The 25,839-nt window shown below is 50.1% G+C and carries 22 protein-coding genes, 1 other RNA gene and 1 pseudogene; 21 read left to right on the top strand and 3 right to left on the bottom strand.

The genetic code is table 11. The features are described 5' to 3' along the window. Positions 1–55 precede the first annotated feature (55 nt). The 5 genes from DL346_RS22540 (at position 56) to DL346_RS22520 (ending at position 5,898) form a co-directional block, all read left to right on the top strand. Entirely contained in the window at positions 56–1,237 is a 1,182-nt protein-coding gene (locus DL346_RS22540) for a phosphoglycerate kinase (protein WP_112884606.1), read from the top strand. An 18-nt stretch (positions 1,238–1,255) separates the two neighbouring features. After that, positions 1,256–2,008, top strand: coding sequence for a triose-phosphate isomerase (tpiA, locus tag DL346_RS22535; RefSeq protein WP_112884605.1), 753 nt, complete (start codon positions 1,256–1,258; stop codon positions 2,006–2,008). 1 nt (position 2,009) lies between these two features. Further along, on the top strand, positions 2,010–3,542 hold the full coding sequence (gene gpmI / locus DL346_RS22530) for a 2,3-bisphosphoglycerate-independent phosphoglycerate mutase (RefSeq protein ID WP_112884604.1): 1,533 nt from the start codon (positions 2,010–2,012) through the stop codon (positions 3,540–3,542). A 134-nt stretch (positions 3,543–3,676) separates the two neighbouring features. Continuing rightward, the gene (eno, locus tag DL346_RS22525) at positions 3,677–4,969 is read left to right on the top strand and encodes a phosphopyruvate hydratase (RefSeq protein ID WP_112884603.1); all 1,293 of its coding nucleotides are present in this window, start codon (positions 3,677–3,679) and stop codon (positions 4,967–4,969) included. A gap of 161 nt (positions 4,970–5,130) precedes the next feature. Then, positions 5,131–5,898 (top strand): sugar phosphate isomerase/epimerase family protein, encoded by a 768-nt coding sequence (locus DL346_RS22520; protein WP_112884602.1) that lies wholly within the window; start codon positions 5,131–5,133, stop codon positions 5,896–5,898. Positions 5,899–5,947: 49 nt separating this feature from the next. On the opposite strand, the gene DL346_RS22515 is transcribed toward DL346_RS22520, so the two are convergent. Next, positions 5,948–6,865 carry an AraC family transcriptional regulator gene (locus tag DL346_RS22515; RefSeq protein ID WP_112884601.1) on the bottom strand — a complete coding sequence of 306 codons (918 nt, stop codon included), beginning with the start codon at positions 6,863–6,865 and terminating at the stop codon, positions 5,948–5,950. Positions 6,866–6,957: 92 nt separating this feature from the next. Here DL346_RS22515 and DL346_RS22510 point away from each other — a divergent pair, with 92 nt between their 5' ends. From DL346_RS22510 to DL346_RS22485, 6 genes are all read left to right on the top strand, one after another. Beyond that, positions 6,958–7,944 (top strand): phytanoyl-CoA dioxygenase family protein, encoded by a 987-nt coding sequence (locus DL346_RS22510; protein WP_112884600.1) that lies wholly within the window; start codon positions 6,958–6,960, stop codon positions 7,942–7,944. Between the two features lie 110 nt (positions 7,945–8,054). Continuing rightward, a complete protein-coding gene (gene secG, locus DL346_RS22505; protein WP_112884599.1) occupies positions 8,055–8,288 on the top strand; it encodes a preprotein translocase subunit SecG in 234 nt (77 codons plus the stop codon). Positions 8,289–8,562: 274 nt separating this feature from the next. Further along, complete coding sequence (rnr, locus tag DL346_RS22500) at positions 8,563–11,601, top strand: ribonuclease R (protein WP_112884598.1); 3,039 nt, start codon at positions 8,563–8,565, stop codon at positions 11,599–11,601. A gap of 114 nt (positions 11,602–11,715) precedes the next feature. Then, entirely contained in the window at positions 11,716–12,195 is a 480-nt protein-coding gene (smpB, locus tag DL346_RS22495; protein WP_112884597.1) for an SsrA-binding protein SmpB, read from the top strand. A gap of 204 nt (positions 12,196–12,399) precedes the next feature. Then, positions 12,400–12,763, top strand: a transfer-messenger RNA (tmRNA) gene (gene ssrA, locus DL346_RS22490). 71 nt (positions 12,764–12,834) lie between these two features. Next, the gene (locus DL346_RS22485; RefSeq protein ID WP_338066321.1) at positions 12,835–13,311 is read left to right on the top strand and encodes an HNH endonuclease; all 477 of its coding nucleotides are present in this window, start codon (positions 12,835–12,837) and stop codon (positions 13,309–13,311) included. Positions 13,312–13,448: 137 nt separating this feature from the next. Here DL346_RS22485 and DL346_RS22480 read toward each other — a convergent pair whose 3' ends face one another. Together DL346_RS22480 and DL346_RS22470 are read right to left on the bottom strand one after the other, a co-directional pair. After that, positions 13,449–14,093, bottom strand: a complete 645-nt coding sequence (locus tag DL346_RS22480) for a hypothetical protein (protein ID WP_112884595.1) — start codon at positions 14,091–14,093, stop codon at positions 13,449–13,451. 405 nt (positions 14,094–14,498) lie between these two features. Then, positions 14,499–15,134 (bottom strand): hypothetical protein, encoded by a 636-nt coding sequence (locus DL346_RS22470; RefSeq protein WP_112884593.1) that lies wholly within the window; start codon positions 15,132–15,134, stop codon positions 14,499–14,501. A 514-nt stretch (positions 15,135–15,648) separates the two neighbouring features. Between DL346_RS22470 and DL346_RS22460 the strand changes: the two genes are divergently transcribed. The 10 genes and pseudogenes from DL346_RS22460 to DL346_RS22415 all read left to right on the top strand — a co-directional run bounded on the left by DL346_RS22460 (position 15,649) and on the right by DL346_RS22415 (position 25,527). Beyond that, on the top strand, positions 15,649–16,785 hold the full coding sequence (locus tag DL346_RS22460) for an ROK family protein (protein ID WP_112884591.1): 1,137 nt from the start codon (positions 15,649–15,651) through the stop codon (positions 16,783–16,785). A gap of 19 nt (positions 16,786–16,804) precedes the next feature. Continuing rightward, positions 16,805–17,557, top strand: a complete 753-nt coding sequence (locus tag DL346_RS22455; RefSeq protein ID WP_112884590.1) for a 6-phosphogluconolactonase — start codon at positions 16,805–16,807, stop codon at positions 17,555–17,557. Beyond that, positions 17,542–18,423: an ROK family protein gene (locus DL346_RS22450; RefSeq protein ID WP_112884589.1), complete on the top strand. Its 882-nt coding sequence runs from the start codon at positions 17,542–17,544 to the stop codon at positions 18,421–18,423. Before DL346_RS22455 ends, DL346_RS22450 begins: the two co-directional genes overlap by 16 nt. Positions 18,424–18,428: 5 nt before the next feature. Further along, positions 18,429–19,817 carry a family 4 glycosyl hydrolase gene (locus DL346_RS22445; protein ID WP_112884588.1) on the top strand — a complete coding sequence of 463 codons (1,389 nt, stop codon included), beginning with the start codon at positions 18,429–18,431 and terminating at the stop codon, positions 19,815–19,817. Positions 19,818–19,938: 121 nt separating this feature from the next. Next, positions 19,939–20,652 carry a DNA alkylation repair protein gene (locus DL346_RS22440; RefSeq protein ID WP_112884587.1) on the top strand — a complete coding sequence of 238 codons (714 nt, stop codon included), beginning with the start codon at positions 19,939–19,941 and terminating at the stop codon, positions 20,650–20,652. Positions 20,653–21,137: 485 nt separating this feature from the next. Further along, complete coding sequence (locus DL346_RS28830; protein WP_133257561.1) at positions 21,138–21,656, top strand: hypothetical protein; 519 nt, start codon at positions 21,138–21,140, stop codon at positions 21,654–21,656. A gap of 55 nt (positions 21,657–21,711) precedes the next feature. After that, complete coding sequence (locus tag DL346_RS22435) at positions 21,712–22,542, top strand: hypothetical protein (protein ID WP_112884586.1); 831 nt, start codon at positions 21,712–21,714, stop codon at positions 22,540–22,542. A gap of 181 nt (positions 22,543–22,723) precedes the next feature. Next, entirely contained in the window at positions 22,724–22,972 is a 249-nt protein-coding gene (locus tag DL346_RS22430) for a hypothetical protein (protein WP_112884585.1), read from the top strand. A gap of 523 nt (positions 22,973–23,495) precedes the next feature. Then, a pseudogene (locus DL346_RS22425) lies at positions 23,496–23,609 on the top strand (sugar ABC transporter permease); the annotation flags it as partial. Between the two features lie 1,219 nt (positions 23,610–24,828). Then, positions 24,829–25,527 (top strand): hypothetical protein, encoded by a 699-nt coding sequence (locus DL346_RS22415; protein ID WP_112884582.1) that lies wholly within the window; start codon positions 24,829–24,831, stop codon positions 25,525–25,527. The last annotated feature ends 312 nt before the right edge of the window (positions 25,528–25,839 follow it).

Here is a 25,839-nt window from a genome sequence, read left to right as displayed (position 1 = left end):
CTTTTTATCCGCTTGAAACTGTATGGCGGCATTGGTTCCCGGGAGGATTTCACTTATGAACAAGAAGAGTGTGCGTGACGTTGAAGTAGCCGGTAAACGTGTATTTGTTCGTGTCGATTTTAACGTGCCGATGGAGAACGGCGCGATTACGGATGATACGCGTATCCGCGAAACGCTGCCAACCATCAAGTATCTGATCGAGAATGGCGCGAAAGTGATTTTGGCGAGCCACCTGGGACGTCCGAAAGGTCAAGTAGTAGAAGGCATGCGTTTGACAGAAGCTGGCGTACGCCTGTCGCAGCTGCTGGGTAAACCGGTTGTGAAAACCGACGAAGCAGTCGGCGAAGCGGTTAAAGCACAAGTGGCCGCTCTGAAAGACGGCGACGTGCTGCTGCTCGAGAACGTACGTTTCTACGAGGGCGAAGAGAAGAACGATCCGGAATTGGCGAAGCAATTTGCCGAGCTGGCCGACCTGTTTGTAAATGACGCATTCGGCGCGGCTCACCGCGCGCACGCTTCGACGGAAGGCATCGCGCATTACCTGCCGGCCGTATCCGGCCTTCTGATGGAGAAAGAGCTGGACGTGCTTGGCCGCGCCTTGCTGAACCCGGATCGTCCGTTCACGGCGATCGTCGGCGGCTCCAAAGTAAAAGACAAAATCGACGTCATCAACAAAATGATCGAAATCGCGGATAACATCGTTATCGGCGGTGGTCTTTCCTACACGTTCTTCAAAGCTCAAGGCCACGAAATCGGCCAATCGCTGTGCGACAACTCCAAGCTGGACTTGGCGCTTGAGTTCATCGAGAAAGCGAAGTCGCTCGGCAAGAACTTCCTTCTGCCTGTTGACGTTGTCATCACAGATGAGTTCAGCGCGAAAGCAAATACTCGCATCGTAGACATTAACGGCATTCCTTCCGACTGGGAAGGCATCGACATCGGACCGAAAACGCGTGAAATTTACGCGGATGTCATCAAGGACTCCAAGCTGGTCGTATGGAACGGACCTATGGGCGTATTTGAAATCGAGCCGTTCTCGCATGGCACGCGCGCTGTAGCGCAAGCATGCGCTGAGACTTCGGCTTATACCGTCATCGGCGGCGGCGATTCCGCGGCTGCAGCGGAGAAATTCGGTCTTGCGGACAAGATGGACCACATCTCCACAGGCGGCGGCGCATCGCTGGAATTCATGGAAGGCAAAGCGCTCCCGGGCGTTGTTGCACTGAACGATAAGTAAGAAGGAGCGATAACACTCATGCGTAAACCGATTATTGCGGGCAACTGGAAAATGTTCAAAACGGTATCCGAAGCGACGGCATTCTTCGCGGACGTAAAGGGCAAAGCGGAGGTGGACGGCGTTGAAACGGTCATTTGCGCGCCATTCACGACGCTTCCTGCGCTTGTAGATGCGGCCAAGGGCACGACCATCGCCATCGGCGCACAGAACCTTCATTTCGAGGACAGCGGCGCGTACACGGGCGAAATCAGCGGCGTTATGCTGAAGGATCTTGGCGTGAAGTATGTCATTATCGGACACTCGGAGCGCCGCGCATATTTTGCGGAATCCGATGAAATCGTAAATAAGAAAGTCCATGCTGCATACAAGCACGGCTTGACGCCGATCGTATGCGTTGGCGAGAAGCTGGAAGAGCGCGAAGCCGAGCAAACGAAGGAAGTTTGCAAGGTACAAACGGAAGCGGCATTCCAAGGCTTGTCCGCTGCGCAAGCGGCTGAAGTAGTCGTTGCTTATGAGCCGATCTGGGCGATCGGTACGGGCAAGTCGTCGACGGCTGCGGATGCGGAAGACGTTATCGCGTTCATCCGCGACGTGATCGCCGGTCTGTACGACGCGGCAACCGCCGATGCGGTTCGCATTCAATACGGCGGCAGCGTGAAGCCGAACAACGTAACCGAATATCTTGGCCAATCCAATATCGACGGCGCTTTGGTCGGCGGCGCAAGCCTCGAGCCTGCTTCCTTCATCGCACTTGTCGAGGGGGCGAAGTAAGATGACGGCTCCTGTTGCTCTAATTATTTTGGACGGATTCGGCTTGCGCAATGATGTGACCGGCAATGCGGTGGCTCAGGCGAACAAGCCGAATTACGACCGTTACTGGAACACGTACCCGCACACGACGTTGACTGCGTGCGGCGAAGCGGTAGGCTTGCCGGAAGGACAGATGGGCAACTCCGAGGTTGGCCACTTGAATATCGGCGCCGGCCGTATCGTTTATCAGGATTTGACCCGCATCAGCAAATCGATCCGCGATGGCGAATTTTTCGATAACGAGACGCTTCAAGGTGCTGTCAAGCACGTGAAAGAAAAGGGCAAGAAGCTTCACCTGTACGGCCTGTTATCGGACGGCGGCGTACACAGCCACATCGCGCACCTATTCGCTTTGCTAGAGCTGGCGAAGAAGGAAGAGCTTAAGGACGTATACATCCATGCGTTCTTGGACGGCCGCGACGTATCGCCGGACAGCGCAAAAGGATATCTGGAACAGCTTAAAGCGAAGATCGAGGAGCTCGGCGTAGGCCAAATCGCGACCGTTCAAGGCCGCTACTACGCAATGGACCGCGATAAGCGCTGGGAGCGCACCGAGAAATCGTACCGCGCTATGGTTTACGGAGAAGGCCCTCAATATAATGATCCGGTCCAAGCGGTTGTTGAATCCTACGAGAAGTCGGTCTATGACGAGTTCGTCATGCCGACCGTCATCGTGAAGGAAGACGGCAGCCCGGTAGGCGTCGTAGAATCCGAAGACGCGGTCATCTTCTTCAACTTCCGTCCCGACCGCGCAATTCAGCTGTCGCAAGTGTTCACGAACAGCGATTTCCGCGGCTTTGAACGCGGACCGAAAGAGCCGAAGAATCTGTATTTCGTCTGCTTGACGCTGTTCAGTGAAACCGTTGGCGGCTTCGTTGCGTACAAACCGAAGAACCTCGATAACACTCTAGGCGAAGTGCTCGTCCAGCAAGGGAAGCGTCAGCTTCGCATCGCCGAGACGGAGAAGTACCCTCATGTGACGTTCTTCTTCAGCGGCGGCCGCGATACCGAATTGGAAGGCGAAACGCGCATTCTCATTCCTTCGCCTAAGGTTGCGACCTACGATCTTCAACCTGAAATGAGCGCTTACGAGGTAGCGGCCGCAGCGGTTAAGGAAATCGAAGCGGACCGCCAGGACGTGATCATCTTGAACTTCGCGAACCCGGATATGGTCGGTCACTCCGGCATGCTGGAGCCGACGATCAAAGCGGTTGAAGCGACGGACGAGTGCTTGGGCCAAGTCGTTGAAGCGGTGCTCGCAAAAGGCGGCGTATGCCTCATCACGGCCGACCATGGCAATGCCGATATGGTAATCGACGAGAATGGCCGTCCATTCACGGCGCATACGACGAACCCGGTGCCGTTCATCGTGACGAAGCAGGTCGGACCGCTTTGCGAAGGCGGAATTCTCGCGGATATCGCGCCGACGATGCTGGCGCTGGCAGGTTTGCAGCAGCCGCAAGAAATGACGGGCAAATCGATCGTGCAAGGCTAATCGCCGCGTCGGTCCATGCTGTTAAAGGGACGGCGGCAGCCGTTTCACCTCGTTTACTATAATTATTCATGAGTTTAATGATTGATGTCGATAAGGGGTTATAGACCCGATTAAATTTAAGGAGTGTTTCGTACATGTCTATCATTACTGACGTTTATGCACGCGAAGTGCTTGATTCCCGCGGCAACCCTACCGTTGAAGTTGAAGTTATGCTGGAGTCCGGCGGCAAAGGCCGCGCAATCGTGCCATCCGGCGCATCCACGGGCGCTTACGAAGCTGTTGAGCTTCGCGACGGCGACAAGTCCCGTTACCTCGGCAAAGGCGTTCTGCAAGCCGTTGAGAACGTGAATACAATCATCGCTCCTGAAATCATCGGTCTGGACGCGCTTGACCAAGTATTGATCGACCGCAAAATGATCCAGCTTGACGGCACGGACAACAAAGGCAAGCTCGGCGCAAACGCGATTCTGGCTGTATCGATGGCTGTAGCACGCGCTGCTGCTGACGCGCTTGATATGCCTTTGTACACCTACCTTGGCGGCTTCAACGCTAAGACGCTTCCGGTTCCAATGATGAACATCGTGAACGGCGGCGAGCACGCCGACAATAACATCGACGTTCAAGAGTTCATGGTTCTGCCGGTTGGCGCGGAAAGCTTCAAAGAAGCGCTTCGCATCGGCGCGGAAATCTTCCACAACCTGAAATCGGTTCTGAAAGATAAAGGCCTGAACACTGCAGTTGGCGACGAAGGCGGCTTCGCACCAAACCTTGGCTCCAACGAAGAAGCAATCACAACAATCATCGCTGCAATCGAACGCGCAGGCTACAAGCCAGGCGTTGACGTATTCCTCGGTATGGACGTCGCGTCCACTGAGTTCTACAAAGACGGCAAGTATCACCTCGAAGGCGAAGGCCGTTCCTTCACTTCCGCGGAATTCGTTGACCTGCTCGCTTCGTGGGTTGAGAAGTACCCAATCATCACAATCGAAGACGGCTGCTCCGAAGACGACTGGGAAGGCTGGAAGCTTCTCACTGACAAACTGGGCGGTAAAGTACAACTCGTTGGCGACGACCTGTTCGTAACGAACACAGCTCGCCTGTCCGACGGTATCGAGCGGGGCGTAGGCAACTCGATCTTGGTTAAAGTAAACCAAATCGGTTCCTTGACTGAAACATTCGATGCGATCGAAATGGCAAAACGCGCTGGTTACACGGCAGTTATCTCCCACCGTTCCGGTGAGTCCGAAGACAGCACAATCGCAGACATCGCTGTTGCGACAAACGCTGGCCAAATCAAAACAGGCGCTCCGTCCCGTACGGACCGCGTTGCGAAATACAACCAATTGCTTCGCATCGAAGACCAATTGGGCTCGACGGCTCAATACGCCGGCAAGAGCGCGTTCTACAACCTGAAGAACTTCAAATAAGGCATTTCATGAAAGAGCCGGGGGAATCCCCGGCTCTTCTTTTTGCGGCCGATGCCAAAATGACATAAGAGTGTCCCAAAAGGTGAGCTCGTTTCTGGCCCGTTATTCGATATAATTAGGGAGAAATGAACAAAAAACTATAAAGCTATGAGGTGGATGCATTGGCTAAACCGGTTGTAGGCTTACAGTTGTACACGCTTCGTGACCAAACAGAGAATGATTTCCTCGGTACGATCCGCAAGGTTGCGGAAATGGGCTATAAAGCCGTTGAGTTTGCGGGCTTCTTCAATACGCCTGCCAGCGAATTGAAAGCGCTTCTGGACGAGCTCGGCCTGCAGGCGCCATCGGCGCACATCGGCCTGAACTTCGGAGAGCCGGAGAAGATCGAAGCCGATCTGGCGAAGCAGATCCAATACGCGAAAGAAATCGGCCTTCAATATATCGTTACGCCATGGGCGCCGCTGCCGGCGAACCCGACTATCGATGACGTGAACAAGCTGGCGGACATTCTGACTGCGGCAGGCAAGCAAGTCAAGGAAGCCGGCCTGACATACGGCTATCATAACCATGATTTCGAATTCAAGCTGGTTGACGGCAAGCCGGTCATGGACCTGCTGCTGGAGAAAGTGCCTGCAGAGTACCTGATCGCTGAATTTGACTTCGGCTGGGTGCATATGGGCGGGCAAAATCCGGTTGAGTACGCGAATCGCTATGCGGGCCGTTTGCCTCTGGCGCACTTTAAAGACTTCGGCCAAGGCCGCAGCGATACGGAAGTCGGCAAGGGCATCGTAAATTTGAAGGGCGTGCTGGACGTAGCCGAGCAATCGGGGATTCAGTACATTTTCGTAGAGCAGGAGCAATTCGTTTCTTCGTCGCTGGAAAGCGCGAAGATCAGCTTGGAATTCTTCCGCGAGAACGGTTATTTGTAAGAGGCAGTAACCTGCAGTCCCTTCTGAGGGGCTGCAGGTTTTTTTTATTTCAAATAAAACGCGATGCTCTACGGTACCGGCCTGGCGGCATACCGGCATGCTGCTTGAACCACTTCGTGAAATTGTGGATCGATCCGGCTTGCAGCTCTTCAGCGATAGCCAGCAGCGTCAGCTCGGAGTGCGCGAGAAGCTCCTTGGCTAGCTGCAGCTTGCGGCTCATGAAGTAATCGTAGGGCGTCATGCCAAGCTGCGCACGGAAGAGCCGCGCGATATGGTCGGCGTGATAGGCGCTCCACTCCGATAGCCAGCCATGCTCATATCGTTCGCGGGCATGCTCGTTCAGCTGCGACGCGATCGAGCTGATGAGAGGCGTTACAGGCGTAGAGCGGCGCTCTTGCTGCTTCATGGCGGCAAGCATCTCCAGCAGCAGGCCGCGCAGCAACGGCTGCGTATAGTCGCGGACTTCGTCCCCGTAGCATGCCGCAAGCTTGGCGAATCGCGGCTCGAATCGTTCGACAGGCAGCTGCTGCACATCTTGAAACAGCAGACTTTCCGCTGGCCGGCCGGGGTCACCGAGCAGCATGCGGTTATCCCGCCTTGCCCCCGGTTCGTTGGGATCGAACTTAGCCTCGCGGATTTGAATGCCGGCGCTCCTTGCTTCCGGGTAATGTTCCACCCAACTGAAGTGAAGGCCGTACAACAGGAAGGGGGCGCGTTCATCGGCAATAAAATGATGTACGGTATCCGGGCCATAGTAGAACAGGCAGCCCGGTTCGGCGTTGTACCGCTCCCCTTGAATCCATGCGGTACCGAAGCCGGCGGCTACAAAGATGAATTGGTGCTCGTCGATGACTCTCGGACCGAAGGAGAAGCCGGGCACGCATTGCAGCTTATTGGCGTAGCAAACGGCAGGCTGAAGCGATTGCCAGCTCAGCGAGGGAACCGGGTGATGGGGCGAAGGCGTCATACGCTGCTTACCTCCTTAGGATAACGGTAAAAGTTAAAAAGGTGTCGAGCGGATATAAATACATCCTTCTCAGCTAAGCATACAATGGAAGCATGAAGTCGACAATCGACAAAATCCAGCGGATGGGAAAGGTTGGGGTAACGATGGATCCGGCAATGAAACCGGCAACGATCGCGTTCGAAGACGCGACGCCGCTGCTTGCGTCGCCAGAGGCGTTAAGACGGGAAGCGGAGAAGAAAGGCTACTTGTTCTTCAAGCATTTTTTCACGCGCGAGGAAGTGATGGAGCTTCGGAGGCAGCTGCTGGAGGTGCTGCAGGCTGAAGGCTTGCTTGATCCGGCCGCTCCGCTGATGGAGGGCATCGGCAACCAGCCGGCCATCGATGCGATGTCGGTCGAAGAGCTCAATTGGCACGGGATCGGCACGACGCAGAAGGTCTATCATATGGTCCAGAAGCTGGAGGCATTCCATGGCGTGGCTCATCACCCGAAGCTGATCGGCCTGTTTGATACGCTGTTCGGCGAGCGCACCTTCCCGCATCCGCGCAATATCGCCCGCATGATGCTGCCGAGCGAGAAGCTGAATGTAACGCCGCCGCATCAAGATTTTCTGCATATTCAGGGCAGCGCGAATACATGGACCTGCTGGGCGCCGATGGGCGACGTGCCATTGACGCTGGGGGGGTTGTCCATTCTGGAAGGCAGCCATCATACAGGATTGCTTGGCGTGACCGCGAATCCGGGCGCGGGCGGACTGGAGACGATTCTATGCGGGCTTGGCTATGAGTGGGCGGAAGGGGATTACGAAGCGGGAGACATCGTTATTTTCCACAGCTTGACGGTGCATAAGGCACTGCCTAACCAGCAGCCGGGACGCGTGCGACTGTCCTTGGATCTGCGGTTCCAGCCCGCCAGCGAGCCGATCGAGCATGCGTCGCTGCTGCCGCATGGTCCTTTCGAATGGGATGATCTCTACGAAGGATGGACGCGCGAGGAGCTGAAATATTACTGGCAAAACGAGCAGTTTGCTTACCTGCCGTTTGACGAATCGATCCGGTGGCAAAAGGACAAAATCTGCTAGCTTGTTTTCAATTCCTTGCTATGTTACAATAATATTGCTGTTTCTAGGTCTTGTCTCCTCGGGCAAGGCGATGCAAACGAAAATTTGCTCCTTGTGCAGGAGGTGGGACTATGGCAATTACTTTTAAAATTTTGCTTATTATTTTCGCATTGGCTCTGATCTCGGTTGTGCTTTTGCAAAAGGGAAAGAGCGCAGGATTGTCGGGTGCTATTTCCGGCGGTGCTGAGCACCTGTTCGGCAAAACGAAAGCACGCGGCTTGGACCTGTTCTTGCAGCGTTTGACAATCGGTGTGGCAGCGGGCTTCTTCATTTGTTCGCTCGTGGTAGCTTACCTCGTTAAATAATGGATAAGTAGTGCGGAAAGCGGGCTATAAGGCTCGCTTTTTTTGTTGCATATGGGAAGTGGCAAAGGTTTACAATATAGCCATGCAGGCGAAAATTGTTAATTTTACCGGGCTGGCGCGGATGGTGGCGATACCTTTCGTGTATACTATATAGTATATGGCAATCTATCAACCGACTGCTGCATAATCGCTGATTGGTTTGAATGAGCCTCTGGATCGTTCAGCATTCAGCAAAATGGGATTGACGGCATCGCGGTACATGAGGTGAGAAGTTATGGTGACAGAGCAGCAGCTGCTGGATTATATGCGTGAGCAGGCGTACAAGCCGATGACCTATCAAGAGCTTGATAAGCAGCTGGGCGGCGAAGGAAACGCGGAATCGTTCCGCAATTTTTTGGTTTTGCTGAACGAGTTGGAGAATGAGGGCAAAATCGTACGGAATGCCAGCGACCGCTACGGGCTTCCGGAGCGGATGAACTTGGTGCGCGGACGGCTGCAGGCGCACGCGAAAGGATTTGCCTTCCTGATCCCGGATGATAAGGGACATGGCGATGTCTACATTGGGGCGCACGATTTGAAAAGCGCCATGAACGGCGACACGGTGCTGGCGCGCATAACGTCCCACAGCGCGGCGGGCGGCCGCATGGAAGGCGAAGTCGTCCGGATCGTGGAACGCGCGGTCACGCAAATCGTAGGGACGTTTGACAACCACGAAACATACGGATTCGTGCTGCCGGACGATAAACGGATTAATCGGGACATTTTTATTCCTCAAGGTCAATTTCATGGTGCGGTGTCGGGGCAGAAGGTTGTTGCGAGAATCGTGTCTTATCCGGAGGGCCGATCGGCCGCCGAAGGTGAGATCATTGAGGTGCTGGGGCATAAGGATGACCCGGGCATCGATATTTTGTCCATTATCCGGAAGCATCAGCTGCCGGAGGGCTTCCCCGATGACGTCATGGCGGAAGCGGAAGCGGCGCCGGACTCCATCACGGAGGATGAGATCGTCCGTCAAGGGCGCCGTGATTTGCGGAATAAGGTCATCGTGACGATCGACGGCGAGGACGCCAAGGACTTGGATGACGCGGTCAATGTGGAGCGGCTTGAAAACGGTAACTATGTGCTCGGCGTGCATATTGCGGATGTCGGCTACTACGTGAAGGAAAATTCGGCGCTTGATCAGGAAGCGTACCGGCGCGGGTGCAGCGTGTACTTGGTGGACCGCGTCATTCCGATGCTGCCGCACCGGCTTTCGAACGGCATCTGCTCGCTGAATCCCAAGGTTGACCGGCTGACGCTCTCCTGCGAGATGGAATTTGACGCGAAGACGCTGAAGCGGGTGCGCCATGATGTGTTTACGAGCGTCATTAAGACGAAAGAGCGGATGACCTATACGAACGTGCGCAAAATCGTTGCGGACGAAGACCCTGAGGTTAAGGAGCGCTATGCCGATTTGGTCGATACGTTCAAGCTCATGGAAGAGCTTGCGACACGGCTGCGCGCGATGCGGATGAAGCGGGGCGCGATCGATTTCGACTTCGTGGAGTCCAAGGTGATCGTGGACGAGAACGGCAAAGCGGTCGACATCATCAAGCGCGAGCGTTCGATCGCGGAATCGATTATCGAGGAGTTCATGCTTGCGGCCAACGAGACGGTGGCGGAGCATTTTTACTGGCTGAAGGTGCCGTTCCTGTACCGGACGCACGATAATCCGGACCAAGAGAAGCTGCTGCACTTCGTGCAGTTTGCGGCGAATTTCGGTTACACGGTCAAAGGCAAGGGCGGCAGCGTGATTCATCCGCGCGCCCTGCAGACATTGCTTGAGGACGTGCGCGGCTCCAAGGAGCAGACCGTTATTTCGACCGTCATGCTTCGTTCGATGAAGCAGGCGAAATATGACGCGGAAAGCCTGGGCCACTTCGGCCTTGCGGCTGAGTTCTATTCGCACTTTACGTCGCCGATTCGGCGGTACCCGGATTTGGTCATTCACCGTATTATCCGCGAGGTGATCGAGAGCGGCGGCATGCTGTCCGAGGCGCGGCACGAGTCGCTTGCCGCGCGGATGCCGGACATCGCGCAGCAGTCGTCGGAGCGGGAACGCGTCGCGGTGGATGCGGAGCGCGACACGGAGAAGCTGAAGAAATGCGAGTATATGCTCGACAAGGTCGGAGAGGAGTTCGACGGCATTATCAGCAGCGTGACGAACTTCGGCATCTTCGTGGAGCTGCCGAATACGGTCGAGGGGCTTATTCGCCTGAGCGAGCTGTCGGATGATTATTATCACTTCCACGAGCAGCATATGCTGCTCATCGGCGAGCGGACGTCACGCACGTACCGGATCGGCGATGAGGTGATAATCCGCGTGGAGCGGGTCAATATGGATGAGCATACGATTGATTTCAGTATGATCCAGAATCATAGCGCGGACAGCGGGGAGCGGGCACGCGAGTTTGGGTTTGGCGGCCGCAGCGAAGCCGGCCGCGGCGCGCGGAGCGGCGGGGGCCGCGAGCGCGGCGGCGCGCAGCGCAGCGCGAACGGGCGCGGAGGCGCAGCCGCGCGCGATGGCCGCGGCGGCGGCCGCCGGGGCGAAGCCGGCGGGCGCGGCGGCAACGCGGCCGGAGCGGCGGCGGCGCGCGAGGCGAGCGCGGGCGTGGGTCCGCGCGGGCGCGGCCAGCGGCGCGGCGGAGCGGCGGAGCCGGGCGCGGCGAGGGAGCGCAGCGGCGGCGACCGCGAGCGGAACGAGCGCCGGCGCAAGGGCCGCGGCGGCGAAGCCGGGTTCGGCGGCGGCGGCTCGGAGGCGCTTGGCGCGGGTGCAGCGCCGGAGAGGCGCGATCGCGATAAGCGTGCCTGGAAGCCGGAGGACGATTACAACCTCGACCGGCTTCTCGGCAATGACCGCAGCAGCGGCGGCGACCGTGGCGGTGAATCCGGCACATCGGCCGGCGAAGGCAAGCGCAAAGCCGTCCGTACGGATATGTGGGGGCTGCCGATTTACAATGCAGGCTCGCTGAAGGATACCGGCGAGGATTCGGATACGTACCGTCCTCGCGGCCGCGGCGAAGGCGGTGGTCGTGGACGCGGCGGCAGTGACCGCGGATTTGGCGGCGGACGCGGCCCCGACCGAGGCGGTGCGCCTCGCAACGGAGGCGGCGGTGCAGCCGGTGGCGGCGGCGGAACCGGCTCTCGCCGGAAGAAGGCTGCCGGCGCTGCGGCAACCGGAACCGAAGGTCCGGGCAATGGTGACCGGAAGCCGCGCAAGAAGAAGAAAAACGGCAATTCGACGGCCGCTTTCGTCCGGAAAAAACGTTCGTAAGCAATGATTTCGTTTGGCTTTACCAAATCTTGATTTCAAAGCGTAAAGTTTGATACAATGGACTCCTAGCTATGGTTAGGAGTCCGTTTATTACTAGGGAGAGGTGGGATAGAAATGGCGAAGAAGAGTGAGGGGAAACAGCTCGCGCAAAATAAGAAGGCTTCCCATGACTATTTCATCGAGGAAACCTATGAAGCGGGCATGGTGCTGATGGGCACGGAGATCAAATCGCTGCGAACGGGCAGAGCGAACATTAACGATGCGTTTGCGACCATCCGTAATGGCGAGATTTTCATCAACAACCTGCATATCAGTCCATTCGAGCAAGGCAACCGCAGCAATCCGACCGACCCAACGCGCGCGCGCAAGCTGCTCATGCACAAGTCGCAGATCCACAAGCTGCTTGGACAGTCCAAGCAAGAAGGCTACACGATCGTGCCGCTGAAGATTTACGTCCGCAACGGGTACGCGAAGCTGCTGATCGGTCTTGGCAAAGGGAAGAAGCAGTACGACAAGCGCGAATCGGCGGCGAAGAAAGATGCGCAGCGCGACATTCAGCGAGCATTGAAGGAAAAGCAGAAGGTGGCCAGATAACGGCTTTTCGGCTGTTTGGCAACGATGGCGAACGGCGCCAGTGCTTCCAGAAAGACATGGCTACACGAAGCCGGAACCTGTGTTATACTAAGTAAGCAACGAACGAAGTACATGCTCATCAACTGAACGGACTGCTTCGGCAGCACAGTCGGCTTGAGCGCTTGACCTGCTAAACGGAACGTATGGAGCCGTTTATGCGATATCGGGGGCGTTTATGGATTCGACGGGGATAGTTCGAGCATGGGTTGCGGGTAGTGGGGACGCGTCCACTTCATCAACGCTAAAGCCAATTAAATGGCAAACAACAACAACAACTCGCTTTCGCAGCTTAATAACCTGTGACGCGGCTTCTACCTTGCATCGCCCATGTGCCAGGCTAGGGGCTAACCTTTAGTGGGATACGCCGATCGGTCTCCGCCTGGGGTCGACGGAAGAAGATAATCAGGCTGACCCAAAACGTAGTCGGTTACGGGACGACGTTCGGGTGACATCAATACCGTGACTACACCCGTAGAAGCCTGTGTGGCGTTGTCTTCGGACAGGGGTTCAAATCCCCTCGCCTCCACCATCAAGACCCAGTCTGCATGAGGACTGGGTTTTGTTTTGCCCGAAATTGTAGACAATTTTATAGGGAGGAGAATGATCATGCAGATTTCACACCTAGAGCTCCCCGAGTGTCTATCAGGCCCAGATCCGCTAATAACAGTGATTAATCTGGATGGCCAAAAACTAACCCCATGTGTGCTTGATCGAGCTTGGAGGGAAGTTAACCGAGCCCGTGCCGTCTGGATCGACGAGCAGACAATCCAATTACTTTACAACCCATTTTTATATAGAGACTATCGAAAAGCCGCATTAAAACGGGATCATTATACTTGTTTGTGGTGTGGGCGTTCCGCAACGACTGTAGATCATATAGTCCCCTCAAGCAAAGGCGGCTCGGATCTTCCCCAAAACTTGCTCGCTTCTTGCATGGAATGCAACACGAAACGTGGAAATCGTTCGGCGTTCTCTTATCTTTTAGAAAAGGCATTTTTAGTGCCGAATCATTTAAAGCTCTGTTACCGCATCACTAAAGCTAAATATAACCATCGTCAAACAAACCGATGTAAGTAGACCGCCAAAACTAGCAACATTTACAGAGAATACTTCAAACGAAAAGGAGACTCATATAGATGAGTCTCCTTTTTCTTTTGCGCTATGACAGGAAGCGAATCGGATGAGCACGGCATCGGTATCCACCGCGATCTGCATTATGTTGCTGGAACGACGCATTGGTAAAGATCGGCGAAAAATGCAAGTCCTGCAGGATTTTCAGGACCATTAGTGGCGTAGTTTACTCCTACGAATGATACAACGAATGTTACATTAACAAAAACAGTAACTCCTATTGATGCGTTAATTGTATAGAATCGTACATTTTGCCATCCAAAAGGAGGACTCGTCACATTTTCGGGAGGGTTAAAGCTTGTAGTATCTCCATCATTTAACAAGAAATTGAGATTTGTTTGAGTCGGTATCAGTTGCAGAGAATCAGTATTATAGGCGCTAATTCTCATCGAATGTGCATTATCACCAAAAACCGCCACCGCAAAAACGAACTCAGCATCTTCGGCTATTGTAAGAATATTATTGAACTTCACTGCGAACCCGAAAGATTCACTTGGATCTGCTGGTGTTTCCGACCAAACATATGCTGGATTCGTTGCCCCTCCAAAATTCGGATTATTATCATTAACATACTTTTGAACTTTGGGCCAAAATGGAAACGGATTGGACACGGCAACCGTATTTCCGGCTGCACCACCCAATACTGCAGCTATAGCAGCTGATTCATTAGCCGCGAATACTACATTACTTGTTTGACTTGTAATTCTTTGTCTCGCAACAGCTGGCATTCAAATTCTCCTCCTCTTTTTAAATTTAATTATCATTCAAAGACTTAGAGTGTAAGAATAATAATCACAATATCAATATATGAACTCTATTAAAATTTGATAGGGGACACAGACGATATATCGCTATGATTTCTCGCAGAAGGTGGCCACCTTGCAGACGGCGAATGAAGAAGCAATCGCGGCGAACGAGGGGAAAGGAGCTTCGGAGCGTCGGTTCGGCACTATGATGCCCTGCCCGGCTTCCATTATCTACTTTTCAGTTGGGATCAGCTTTTTAGAAGGCCATTATCAATGGTCAGTCGAATTGCGGATTTGGAACCCTGCGCCTTGCCTCCAACATGAAAAGAAAAGCCCGACCGCATGAGGTCGGGTTTTTGCATTTAAATACATCATTTCTTTTCATTATCAGGTGCTTGTGACCATTTGGTAAATATCGGCGATAAATGCAAGCCCCGCAGGATTTTCAGGACCATTCGAGTCATAGTTTACTCCTGTGAATGATATAATGAATCTTACATTATCAAATATACCAACACTTACAATTGTGTTAATTGTATAGGATCGTACATTTTGCCATCCATAAGGAGGACTTATCCCATTTTCAGAAGGGTTAAAACTTGTAGTATCTCCATCGTTTAAAAAAATATTAAGGTTTGTCGCCGGTATCAGGCCTTCATCATCATAAGCGCTAATTCTCAACGTATGTGCGTTGTCACTAAAAACCGTAACCGTAATAACGTATTGATTATCTGTAAATAATGTTGGAATCGAATTGGATATCGCTGCGAATCCGAAAGATTCACCTGGATCTGCCGGTGTTTCTGACCAAATATATGCCGGATTCGCTGCTGCTCCAAAAGTGGGATTATTATCATTAGCATACTTTTGGATTGTTGGCCAAAATGGAAACGGATTGGACACGGCAACCACCGGACTTCCACCGACACCAGTCAATGCTGCAGTTACAGCAGCTGCTTCAGTAGCTGCGAATACTACATTACTTGTTTGACTTGTAATTCTTTGTTTCGCTACAAGTGGCATTCAAAATCTCCTCCTCTTTTTTTGAATAATTATCATTCAAGACTTAAAGTGTAAGAATAATAATCACACTTTCAATATATGAACTCTATTAAAATTTGACAGGGGACGAGCATACATTTTCGGCGAGATTGCAAAGATTATCGCGGCCGGAAGATGGATATCGTGATCGTGGATGGCGTCATAGCCGAAGTAGCGGCAGTGGGGACCTGCAGTATTGTCCAGATTCAGCATCTCCATGGTCCAAACTTCGGACTTCATTTACAAAGCGCGCCGAACAAAGGAACGACCGTTCTTCTTGTATAGCCGATCATATCGGAAATGATGGCGGAACCAATCGAAAGCCCGGCCTTATGTGGCCGGGCTTTCAAACTTAATTTTCCGTCCCTAAGCCGAAAAAGCCTCTCTTGCTATTTTCGCGCGCAAGCGTATAATCAGTAGTGCAAGCATTTATTTAACTTTATTAAAAAAGTAGATTAAATAATTGGGTGAACCAACGTACAGGAGGCGCGACATCGTGAAATCGTTCCTTCCGAATGATATTAAAGATGAGAACCGCAAAATCATATACGATATTTTGCTACAGCATCCCGAGCTGGCCAAGGTGGAAATCACCGAAATGACGGCGATGAGCTTTGTGACGGTAAGCAAAATCGTCAGCTTCTTCGAGGAGATCGGGCTGCTGACCGCGACGGGGGAAAGCCGCGAAGGCTCCGGGGGCTTGGGCAGGAAGCGGACGGTATACCGCTTCAACGAGAACAGCTACGTCACAATCGGAATTCAGCTGATTGGCAGAACGGTTACGGCCCTGCTCGTCAATCTGCAGGGTCGGATTATCGAGAGCTATTCGGTCGAGACCCGCATTCCGTTCTATGACGATGCGTTCACTTCGGTATTCGAGGAAGTCATCGCCCGCATGAAGGAGAAGGCAAAGGAGACGTACAGCGAGGTGCTTGGCATCGGCATCGGCGTCGACGGCGCGATCAATACGCGCAAGAAGACGATTCGCATGCGGACGAGCGACAACGAGGAGCAAGACCATCCTTATGAGCCGATTATCGAACGCCTTAAGGCGATGGCCGATCTGCCCATTCTGCTCGAGAATGACGTGAATGCTTCCACGCTAGCCGAGTTTCGCCAGTTGGAGCATGAGGACGGAGATGCGCCGACGGATCTGGTCCATATCGCGGTTGGAGACGGGATCGGCGCAGGCATCATCATCGGCAAAAAGCTGCACAGGGGCTACAATGCAAGCGCTGGCGAGCTGGAGTATATGTGCTTCGATCCGGCGTTTAGGAAATCGCCTTCCTCGGTCGGTTGGCTGGAGAGCCGGCTCGGCATGGAGAGTCTTCTGAACGCGTACGACCTTCGTATCCCGTCGGAAGCGGAGGCTTGCGAGGATTATGTAGCCCGGCACCTTGCATTGTCGATTACGAGCATTATCAGTCTGCTGGATATCCAGCGGATCATGATCAGCGGAAAAACGATGGGCTTGTTTCCGGAGCGAATCGCAGGCCGCATCAGCAAGTATGTCAATCAATACACGGAATGGACGCCTTCGATTTCGATCAGTTCCAGTGCGCATGCAACGGCGCTTGGCGTTGCTATCTTGATTTTGCAGCAAGAGATCATGAAGGTCATTTCCGAGTCATAATCCGAAAGAGGTGAGCGTTATGCTGCGCATTTTTGAAAGTGAAGAAGAAGTGGCCGAGGCCATTGCCAATGAAATGAAGGCGAGTCTTGAGCATGATGATCGTCCCGTATTTTGTCTGGCTTCGGGGAGCACGCCGCAGAAAAGCTACCGCAAGTTCGCCGAGAGCCTAGGCGCCGGAAGCCGGCTGGATAGGCTTGGCATCGTCAGTCTGGACGAGTGGGTGGGCATCGACCGGTCGTCGGAGGGCAGCTGTTACCGGATGCTGGATGACGATTTGTTCTCGCTCGCGGGAATAAGCGACGAGCAAATTGAGTTTTTCGATGGAACGGCACCCGATCTACAGCAGGAGTGCGCACGAATCGACCGTTATATCGAGCAGCGGCCTATCACGTTTAGCTTGATGGGCGTCGGCATGAACGGGCATATCGGCTTAAATGAACCCGGCTGCCCGGTGCTGGGCCACAGCAGCGTCGTGTCTTTATCCGAGACGACGAAGCAAGTGGCGCAGAAGTATTTTCATGAGCAGACGGCGCTGGAGCAGGGCATCACCTTGGGCTTAGCGCAAGTGATTGCGAGCAAGAGGGTCGTCGTGGCGATTACCGGCGAGCGGAAGGCGAATATTGCGAAAGAGATTTTCTCGAACCGGGAGCCGAAGCTGCCGGCACAATATTTGCTGGGCAACGGGCATATTGACTTCTATCTGGATGCGGAGGCGGCCCGGCATATCGATCGCAGGCTGGCGGAGGAGCTATCATCATGGGAGAAAGCGTAATCGGCGTAGATATCGGAGGAACGAATATTCGGGTCGGTTTGCTGGATGGCCGGCTTGAGCTGATCCGAAAGGAAACCGCTTTAACGGGGGACTTCAGGAGCGTGGACGAACTGTTCGGGCTGGTCCAGCGTTTGATCGCCGTCGTCGATCCGGAGGGCAGTGCCCGCAAGATCGGCATCGCGCTGCCGGTGCCATGGCGGGAGGGAACGGAGCGAATCGTCGATTCGACAAACGTTCCTTGTTTGGAAGGACTGAGCGTACGGCAAGCCAAGGGCTATTTTCCGCGGCACCAGGTCGTACTTGAAAACGACGTCAATGTCATTGCGCTGCTTGAATCGGCGCACGGGGCGTCGAAAGGGCGCAAGCATTCGATGTATATCACCGTCAGCACCGGCATTGGAAGCGGGTTGATTCTCAACGGCGATATTTTTCATGGCGCGAACGGGTATGCCGGGGAGGTCGGCGGCCTGATCGTTTCCGACAACACGCTGGAGGCGTTGTGCAGCGGAGAAGCGCTGGAGAAAGCAAGCCGGCTCTTATTTGGAGAAGAAGCGACGGCTCCGATGTTGTTCGAACGATACCGAGCCTCGGACGCAAGAGCTGCGGGGGTCGTTGCCTTGTGGGTGGAACGCTTCTCCAATGCCATTGCGTCGTTCATGCAAATGTTCGATCCGGAGATCTTCGTCATCGGGGGCTCCGTTATTCACCATAACCCATGGTTAATAGATGAAGTGATCGAAAGCGCTCGCAACAAAGTGCTGGACCATTTGAAAGAGAAGATTCATGCCGTCATGCCGGCATTCGGACCCGATGCGGGCGTCATAGGAGCCGGATATGCGGCATTAAACCATTTCAAAGGAGCTTGATGAAGATGAAAAAGCTGAAGGTTTCATTGATCGGTGCGGGAAGCATGGCTTTTGCGCTGGGCGCTTTGCACGATCTTGTTTTGTCCGAGAAGCTGAGAAGCAGAACAGAGCTCGAAATCGCACTTATGGATATTAAAGAAGAGCATGTAACTAAAACGTACAACTATGCAAAAGAGCTGTTCGGGGCGTTCGAGCATGGCGCTTCGATCTGGAAAACGACCGATTTGGAAGCAGCGCTTACGGGGGCGGACTTCGTCATCGTGGCCATCGAGGTGAACCGTTACCACTACTGGTCTCAAGATTTCCATATTCCACGCCGCTATGGCAGCAAACAAATTTACGGCGAGAACGGCGGGCCGGGCTCGATGTTCCATACGCTGAGAAATTTGGGTCCGATGCTCGAAATCGCCCGTAAGATGGAGGAAGTGTGCCCTGATGCATGGTTCCTGAACTATACGAATCCGGAAGCGAAGCTGGTAGAAGCGATTTCGAAGTGGACGTCCATCAAGATCGTCGGCTTGTGCCACGGCCTTGATATGGGCATCGACCAAATTGCCGAGTTTTTGGAAATGGACAAGAAGGAGATCGCTGTCGAAGGCGGTGGCCTCAACCATTTCGGCTTTTTTACGAAGATTTGGAACAAGCAAACGGGCGAAGATCTGTACCCGCTGTTCAAAGAGAAGGAGAAGAAAGCCGAGCCGCTGGCGCATTTCGACCATATGGCGTTGTCCCGTACGATGTACCGCACCTACGGCTACTATCCGTATCCGGGTACGAACCACTGCGGCGAATATATTTCGTGGGCCGGAGATTTCTATGCGGGCCTGGCGCTGCAGTATCGCTATGATCCGCTGAGCGAGAAGCTGTGGGAGAAGGGCTCGAGAACGCCGGAGTTCGTCTATAGCGCGGGCGGATACAGCTTGGACCGCAAACTGTTCCCTGACAAAGCGGCAGAAGAGCCGGGGGAAGAGAAAGCATTCAAGTTCAATAAAGAAGACGTGCGCTGCAGCGGGGAATACGCCATTCCGATTATTGAAGCCGTGTTCTTCAACGAAGAAATTCAGATCAATGCGGCCAACCTTCCAAATAAGGGCGCTATCAAAGGATTGCCTGACGATATGGTGGTCGAGACGCAAACGATCGTAAACGGCGATGGTCTTACGCTTAAGCCGATGTCGGTTGAGCTGCCGACGGCGATCATCGGCACGATCCACATCCAAGGCATGATTCATAAGCTGCTGCTGGAAGCCTACTTGGAAAACTCGAAGACCAAGCTGCTCCAGGCGATTCTTCTCGATCCTCAAGCGCCGACTTACTATCAAGCTTGCGCGATGATTGACGAGATGTGCGAGCTGCAGAAAGACATTTTGCCGAAGCTGGAATGGATTAGCTAATCACGTTAACGATGTTCATGTTCAGGGAGTACCGCCTATGGTACTCTCTTTTCTGTGCTTCGACAGCCCATGATCTCGAAAACATGATACAATCACAGAAAATGGACAAGAAGGTGTAATAATGGCGCTAACGGTAGAGGAAGTCATGAGCAAGCTCGAGGAGCTTGGAACGGAACAGACGAAGCAAACCTTCATTCGGCACGGAGCGAGGGAGCCGGTCTTCGGAGTGAAAATAGGAGATTTAAAGAAGTTGGTTAAGGACGTAAAGAAAGATCAAGAGCTGGCTCGAGCATTGTACGATACCGGGAATTGCGATGCCATGTATTTAGCCGGGCTCACCGTAAATCCGAAGCTGGTTACTAAGGAGATGCTTCAGAGCTGGGCACGATCCGCTTATTGGTATATGCCGGCCGAATATACGGTGGCCTGGATTGCCGCAGAGAGCCCGTATGCCTTGGAACTGGCCAGAGAATGGATGCAGTCTCCGGACGAGATGATCGCCACCTGCGGATGGAGCGCGTATGCCAACTATATTTCGATTACGCCGGACGACAAGCTGGTACTTGATGAAATTCGCAGCCTCTTGAACCAGGTGGAACAGACGATACACAAGGAACGCAATAGGGTTAGGTACAACATGAACAGCTTCGTGATTGTAGTTGGTTCATATTGTCCCGCTCTATACGAGGAAGCGTGCCAAGTGGCCGAGAAGATCGGTAAAGTTGATGTCAATGTTGGACAAACCGCATGCAAGGTGCCTCTTGCATTTGATTATATCCAAAAAGTTTTGGAGTCGGGTAGGCTTGGGAAGAAGAAGAAAACGTGCGTTTGTTAAGTTGTGCGCCATGCAGAATGGAATGAGCTGAGCCGTCTCCCCAGCACTGGACTAATAATTTGACGGCGAATTGTGGTTTTATATAGCCGCGGTTCGCTTCACCAAATGAGTAACCCGACCGTATGAGGTCGGGTTTTTGCATTTCATACGGTTTTTGATCCTCGGCTTCTGTTCATGGTGAGGGTGTAGGTTAAACCTACCCTTTAATTTTCAAGTAGTTCCTTTATAACTCTTTTAATTTTAATAGAAATACCTTTTAAAACTATCAAATATTGACAGTTGATTTAAAATCAATTAATATTAAACTATTAGTTGATTAAAGATCAATTTGTGATGCCTGTTCCATTGGAAGAAAATTGCCATAAATCGAATCTATTCTAACAGAGAAAACTATATATCCTAAGCCAATATAGCTACCTCTAGTTAGTAGAGATATATGTAGCTGGCCAGCTGCAAGAAAATCAACATTATTTGGAGGTTATAGAATGGTTAATCTTAAGAAAACTCTGCTCACAATGTCACTCGTAGCCGTTGCATTTAATGGTACTGCGTTAGCTTCGTCTGAGACACCACCCGATGTAGAGAATGAAATATCTCATGTAAGTTTTGGCCATCTCCCACCTGGTACTACACCTTCTCAATCATTTAGATCAATATTTGATGATATGGCTACAGGATCTTCGACAATCAGCCGTACATTGGCCTATACTTCTCCATCGGGACCTTTGTGGACTTATATTGCCGCAGGGAAGACAAGCCCGGATAACTGGCAGTACACGGTCTCAGTTCTTACAAATCTTGAGCACTATGAAAATGGTACTTGGGCAATTTTGGATACTAGTGGAAAGAATTCTGCAATTTTGGGGAATGATGCTCTAGGATTAGCTTCTGTAACATCTGCAGCTGGTGGGTATTGGAGAGCACATAGTCAACACTCAGTTTCTTGGAGCGGATATCTATATGTAACTGAAACGCAGCAATCGCAAAATTTTTCAGTTAACTAAATAAGAGATAGACCCCTTAAGCCTTAAGGGGTCTATTAATTATTCGGAGGATCATATGAGTAATAAAAAAATCCTGTTTATTGTTGTTTTTATATTACTAGTAATCACACTTAGTGGTTGCTCTAATATCAATAAGAATCTTAATTTAACAACCCCTTTAACATCAATAAACTCCGAACGAATAATACCTGAAGGAATATCTGGCTTTTTCATGGAGTTTCGTCTTGTTGGAAGTAATACGCACATGAATTTCCAATATGGAACCCCTTATTATACAATATTACAAAAAGAGACAGACAGTTTAATGGCTAGCGTCTACATTGAAAATATGCTGAGTGATACTTCAATAAAATTTCTAATCTTACAAGGTAATAATATTACTCATGTGAGTTTAGATAAAAAAAAGTGGTATCTCTCAGTAGTTCAACCTGTTGTGAACAATTCCCGGGGCATTCTTAATTTTTATATTAAGTGGAAACTGAATGAGAGTGATGAATTGATTATCTTACCCATACCTGACAAGTTGAACGATGCCTTTTCAGGTTCCGGTGTTGGTGGTGTCATGCGATATTATATAAACAATGGGCATGAATCTCCTGATACTTCTATCTCCATTAATACAAATAATAATTCACATGGTTATATTCCATCTTTAGTTTGGGTAGACAGATACGGAAACAGCATTATGAACTCACCTGACTCCAACGACAGATCACTAAGTAAATACAATAAACTTCTTATTAGCAATATACCTTTTGATACTGAAATTGACCTGCTATATGTAAATGAAAATGGAGATTCTATACTAATTGGCGAGGATATTGAAATTAAAAAAACAGTTCGAAATCAATATCGATTGATCCATATATATATAAAGAGGATATAAAACAGTACATCATTATCCTAAATAATAGAGAAAGGTTAATTTATGAGGATCTACTTGCATTAGAAAATGGTAGACTAAAAATCAAAACCACCTTTCAACAAATTGTAGAAGTTGGTTCCTAAAAATACAGTTCTTGATGATTGGTCAATAAACAAATAATTCAAGACAAGGAGTGTGTAGAATGAAAAAATCAATCCTTATATATACAACCGATAATAGACAGATTATTGGAAGAATTCTTTATGAGGGCGCCGATTACTTCGAACTTGAACCCATTCAAATAAAAATAATAAACCCCGGGCCGATTATAGTTCAAGCAGATGAAATAAAGAGAATAATTGAATTACCATTAGAAATGCAAAAGGGAATAAACAAAACCATAGATGAAGTGCCTCCGTTCATCAATCGTTCGTATGACCAAACCGACTGACAATATAGTAAATAACCAATACTAAATGAGAGCCACGGTAAACATTTAGAATGGAAGGTAAGGAGAGTAAGTTCTCCTTACCATCTTTCCCCCTACGATTCCTGTAAGCAGCGCTGAAGAGGTATAGCCTCTCCCCTGCTCATTTCATTGTTAATTTGAGGCAACATGCCTCAGTGCCTAGAACAAATAGGAAGCGTCAATTAAGGCGCTTCCTATTTTATTAAGTATCAAATGAGCACTAATCTATTAATTCGCTTCATATTTGCGAGGGAGGAGAGCGTCTTGGAGAGAAGTATTGTTTTTGTTTCTGGGGTTCTGTTCTTAATTATGAGTGGTGTAATCTTTACGGTTGAACGGTTTATTGCATACTATTCGTGGGTTCAACAACTTGCAGCTAGTCAGATAGTTGGAAGTGCTCCATTATACCCTAAGTATTCAATAAATGACAACTTATTTGTGTTAATATTCTTAATTTGCTCCTGTATATGCTTTTTGATTTACTTCAAGAAAATAAAGTGGTTTTATGATTATTTTCCTGGCGGCGATCGTCGGCATTAATTCAAATTTGTACAAAGCGGCGGAAGTGGACGGAGCGGGAAAGTGGAAGCAGGCGATCCATATCACGCTGCCTTGCATGGCGCTGATTAAACGCTTTGGACTGCGCAAATTCTCCTGGGGCTTTGCCGATTAATGGAAGGTAAGGAGTAAGTTCTCCTTACCTTCCCATCTCTGGAGGTGTTTATATTATGAGAATTGCATTAGTATCAGGCACCATCATCTTAATTTTATCTCTCATTGTCAACATGATACTGCAATATATAATGGGAGCCAGTAGAACTGAAGATGAGATATTAAGCGTTCTAATTATAATTCTGATTCATACCTCATTTGCTCTTGGTGCCCTGATTTATTTGATAAAAAAGAAGAAATAAAAACTTCGCTACTGGCAGCGGACAAGTGGTGGAAGAATTGTATCATAAATTAAGGTGCTAAAAATTGGATCAATCTAAAAACCGATCAACCATTAACGGCTCTTTTACTTTCAATGATTGTTAGTTATTTTGGGATTGATAAGCTGAAAAAAAAAGAATGAGAATCTTGCGAAACCTACAATGCAGAATAATCTTCTCACGAATAATGTCTTTCTCACAAGCGCACTTGGGGAGGACAAGGTCAATTTGAAGCCTAATGACAAAAATAATAAAGGATTTTCAATTGCTAGAATGTCTGTCATTAATCAATCAGAAGTCAAAACAATTGCTCTAACCATTTCAAGGAATTGTATGTAAAATCGAAAATTGATGAAGGGAAACGAGTGACAAAATATGTTTATCTTCAAGGTGAACCAACAGATGCCCTGTATGAATACTTAATAGCCCGAGGGTGAACTAACGAGAATCTTCGGATAATGAGGTTTGCTAGTAAGCCTACTATGAATGAAATAGCCAGGGCTCTTGGACTTACCGCGTATTGAATGAGAGGTGTGCTTATGGACACAGTAACAGGTTTAGTTTCTACTTTTGTTATTCTTGCAATCTTTTATTCGTTACTATTGTTTGGAATTAAAAAAATGGTAAGAAGCAATAAAGTAAAAACAATAGCTTATTGGGTACTGTGTGTCCTTTTTATCATGGGGGTTGCTTCAAGTTCAGTCATTTATTACATTTCAATAGGCTAACTTTTATGAAGCTAAAGTCAAACAAACCATTGATATTTGCCGTGATAGGAGTAATAACTTGGATAGGTGGAGCAGTTCTAAGTGGTCTATATTACATTAATTATTATGTAGAGGAACTTAAACGTTTTTAGGGGACCGTAGGCATGCATGATTATCCCTTAGGAGGAACATCCTTTGTATGCAAAATAAAAAAGAAACAACATTAAAAGGTGCAATAATATTTCTTGGTTGTTGTATTATATATGGTTCTTGTACTTTTGCTACTACAAATAATGTCATCAGTACTGATCCCGAAACCAAGATAAAACTTGATCTAATTCTTGATGCCGTATCTCGGGAAACACAGGAGACTGTTCAAGAGCCTGTTTTTGAAACTGGGAATGGTATCAGTTATGAACAATTTCAAGATTCCTTTCTTAAATTCAAGAAGAATTTTAGTTCATCAAATTTTATTAGTATTTCGCCAGAAGAAGTAAATCTAAAAACTACATCTCTTCCTCATCATCATTTTGGGAGCTCAAAAATAGATGCAATCAATAATGATATTAATACACCTAGGAGACTTGAAAACTATTACAAATCAAACCAGTCCTCTATGCTAATCAAAGTAGACTTCATTTATATGCCTAATGTTATTGAGGATTCATTTCTCACTATAAGTTCAATTAACAATAAAGATAATACTAATATAGAAGAGAAATACCAAACCATCGATAGGCCACACCTAGATGATTATTACATAACTATGAATGGCATGTTAATCGTAATTAAGTTTCTTGATACTTCAACTGCAAAGGGTCAAGATGACAAAAAATATGATGCTTTTATTAAAGAAGAGCTGCTATTTTATCAAGATTTCGAAAAGGCAATAAAATGAAGTGGTAAACAGACCTACTCCTTTGCACAGGCATGGTTCGCCTCCACCATTAAAACTCTGACCGCATGAGGTCAGAGTTTTTTGTAGAGAGAAACGAGAGGGGCACCCTGGTCCGAAGAGGATATGGTTCACAGAGAACGGGGGCGGGTTTCTTAACGCTTCTGTGGAGGTTGAGCCGTGGGCAAGGGCAGGTCACATCAAGTAAAATAGCAAAAATGCATCGATGTCTTTCGTCGATTCGTTCGCTTGCAAGGAATCTCTCTTATTTTGTCGAATAACATTGACTACTTAGGTGACTGTACTGATGGTGTT

Origin of the sequence: Paenibacillus montanisoli (genome assembly GCF_003268025.1) — a bacterium.
In the GTDB taxonomy this organism is placed as follows: domain Bacteria; phylum Bacillota; class Bacilli; order Paenibacillales; family Paenibacillaceae; genus Paenibacillus_Z; species Paenibacillus_Z montanisoli.
This window is presented reverse-complemented; position numbering and strand designations above follow the sequence as displayed.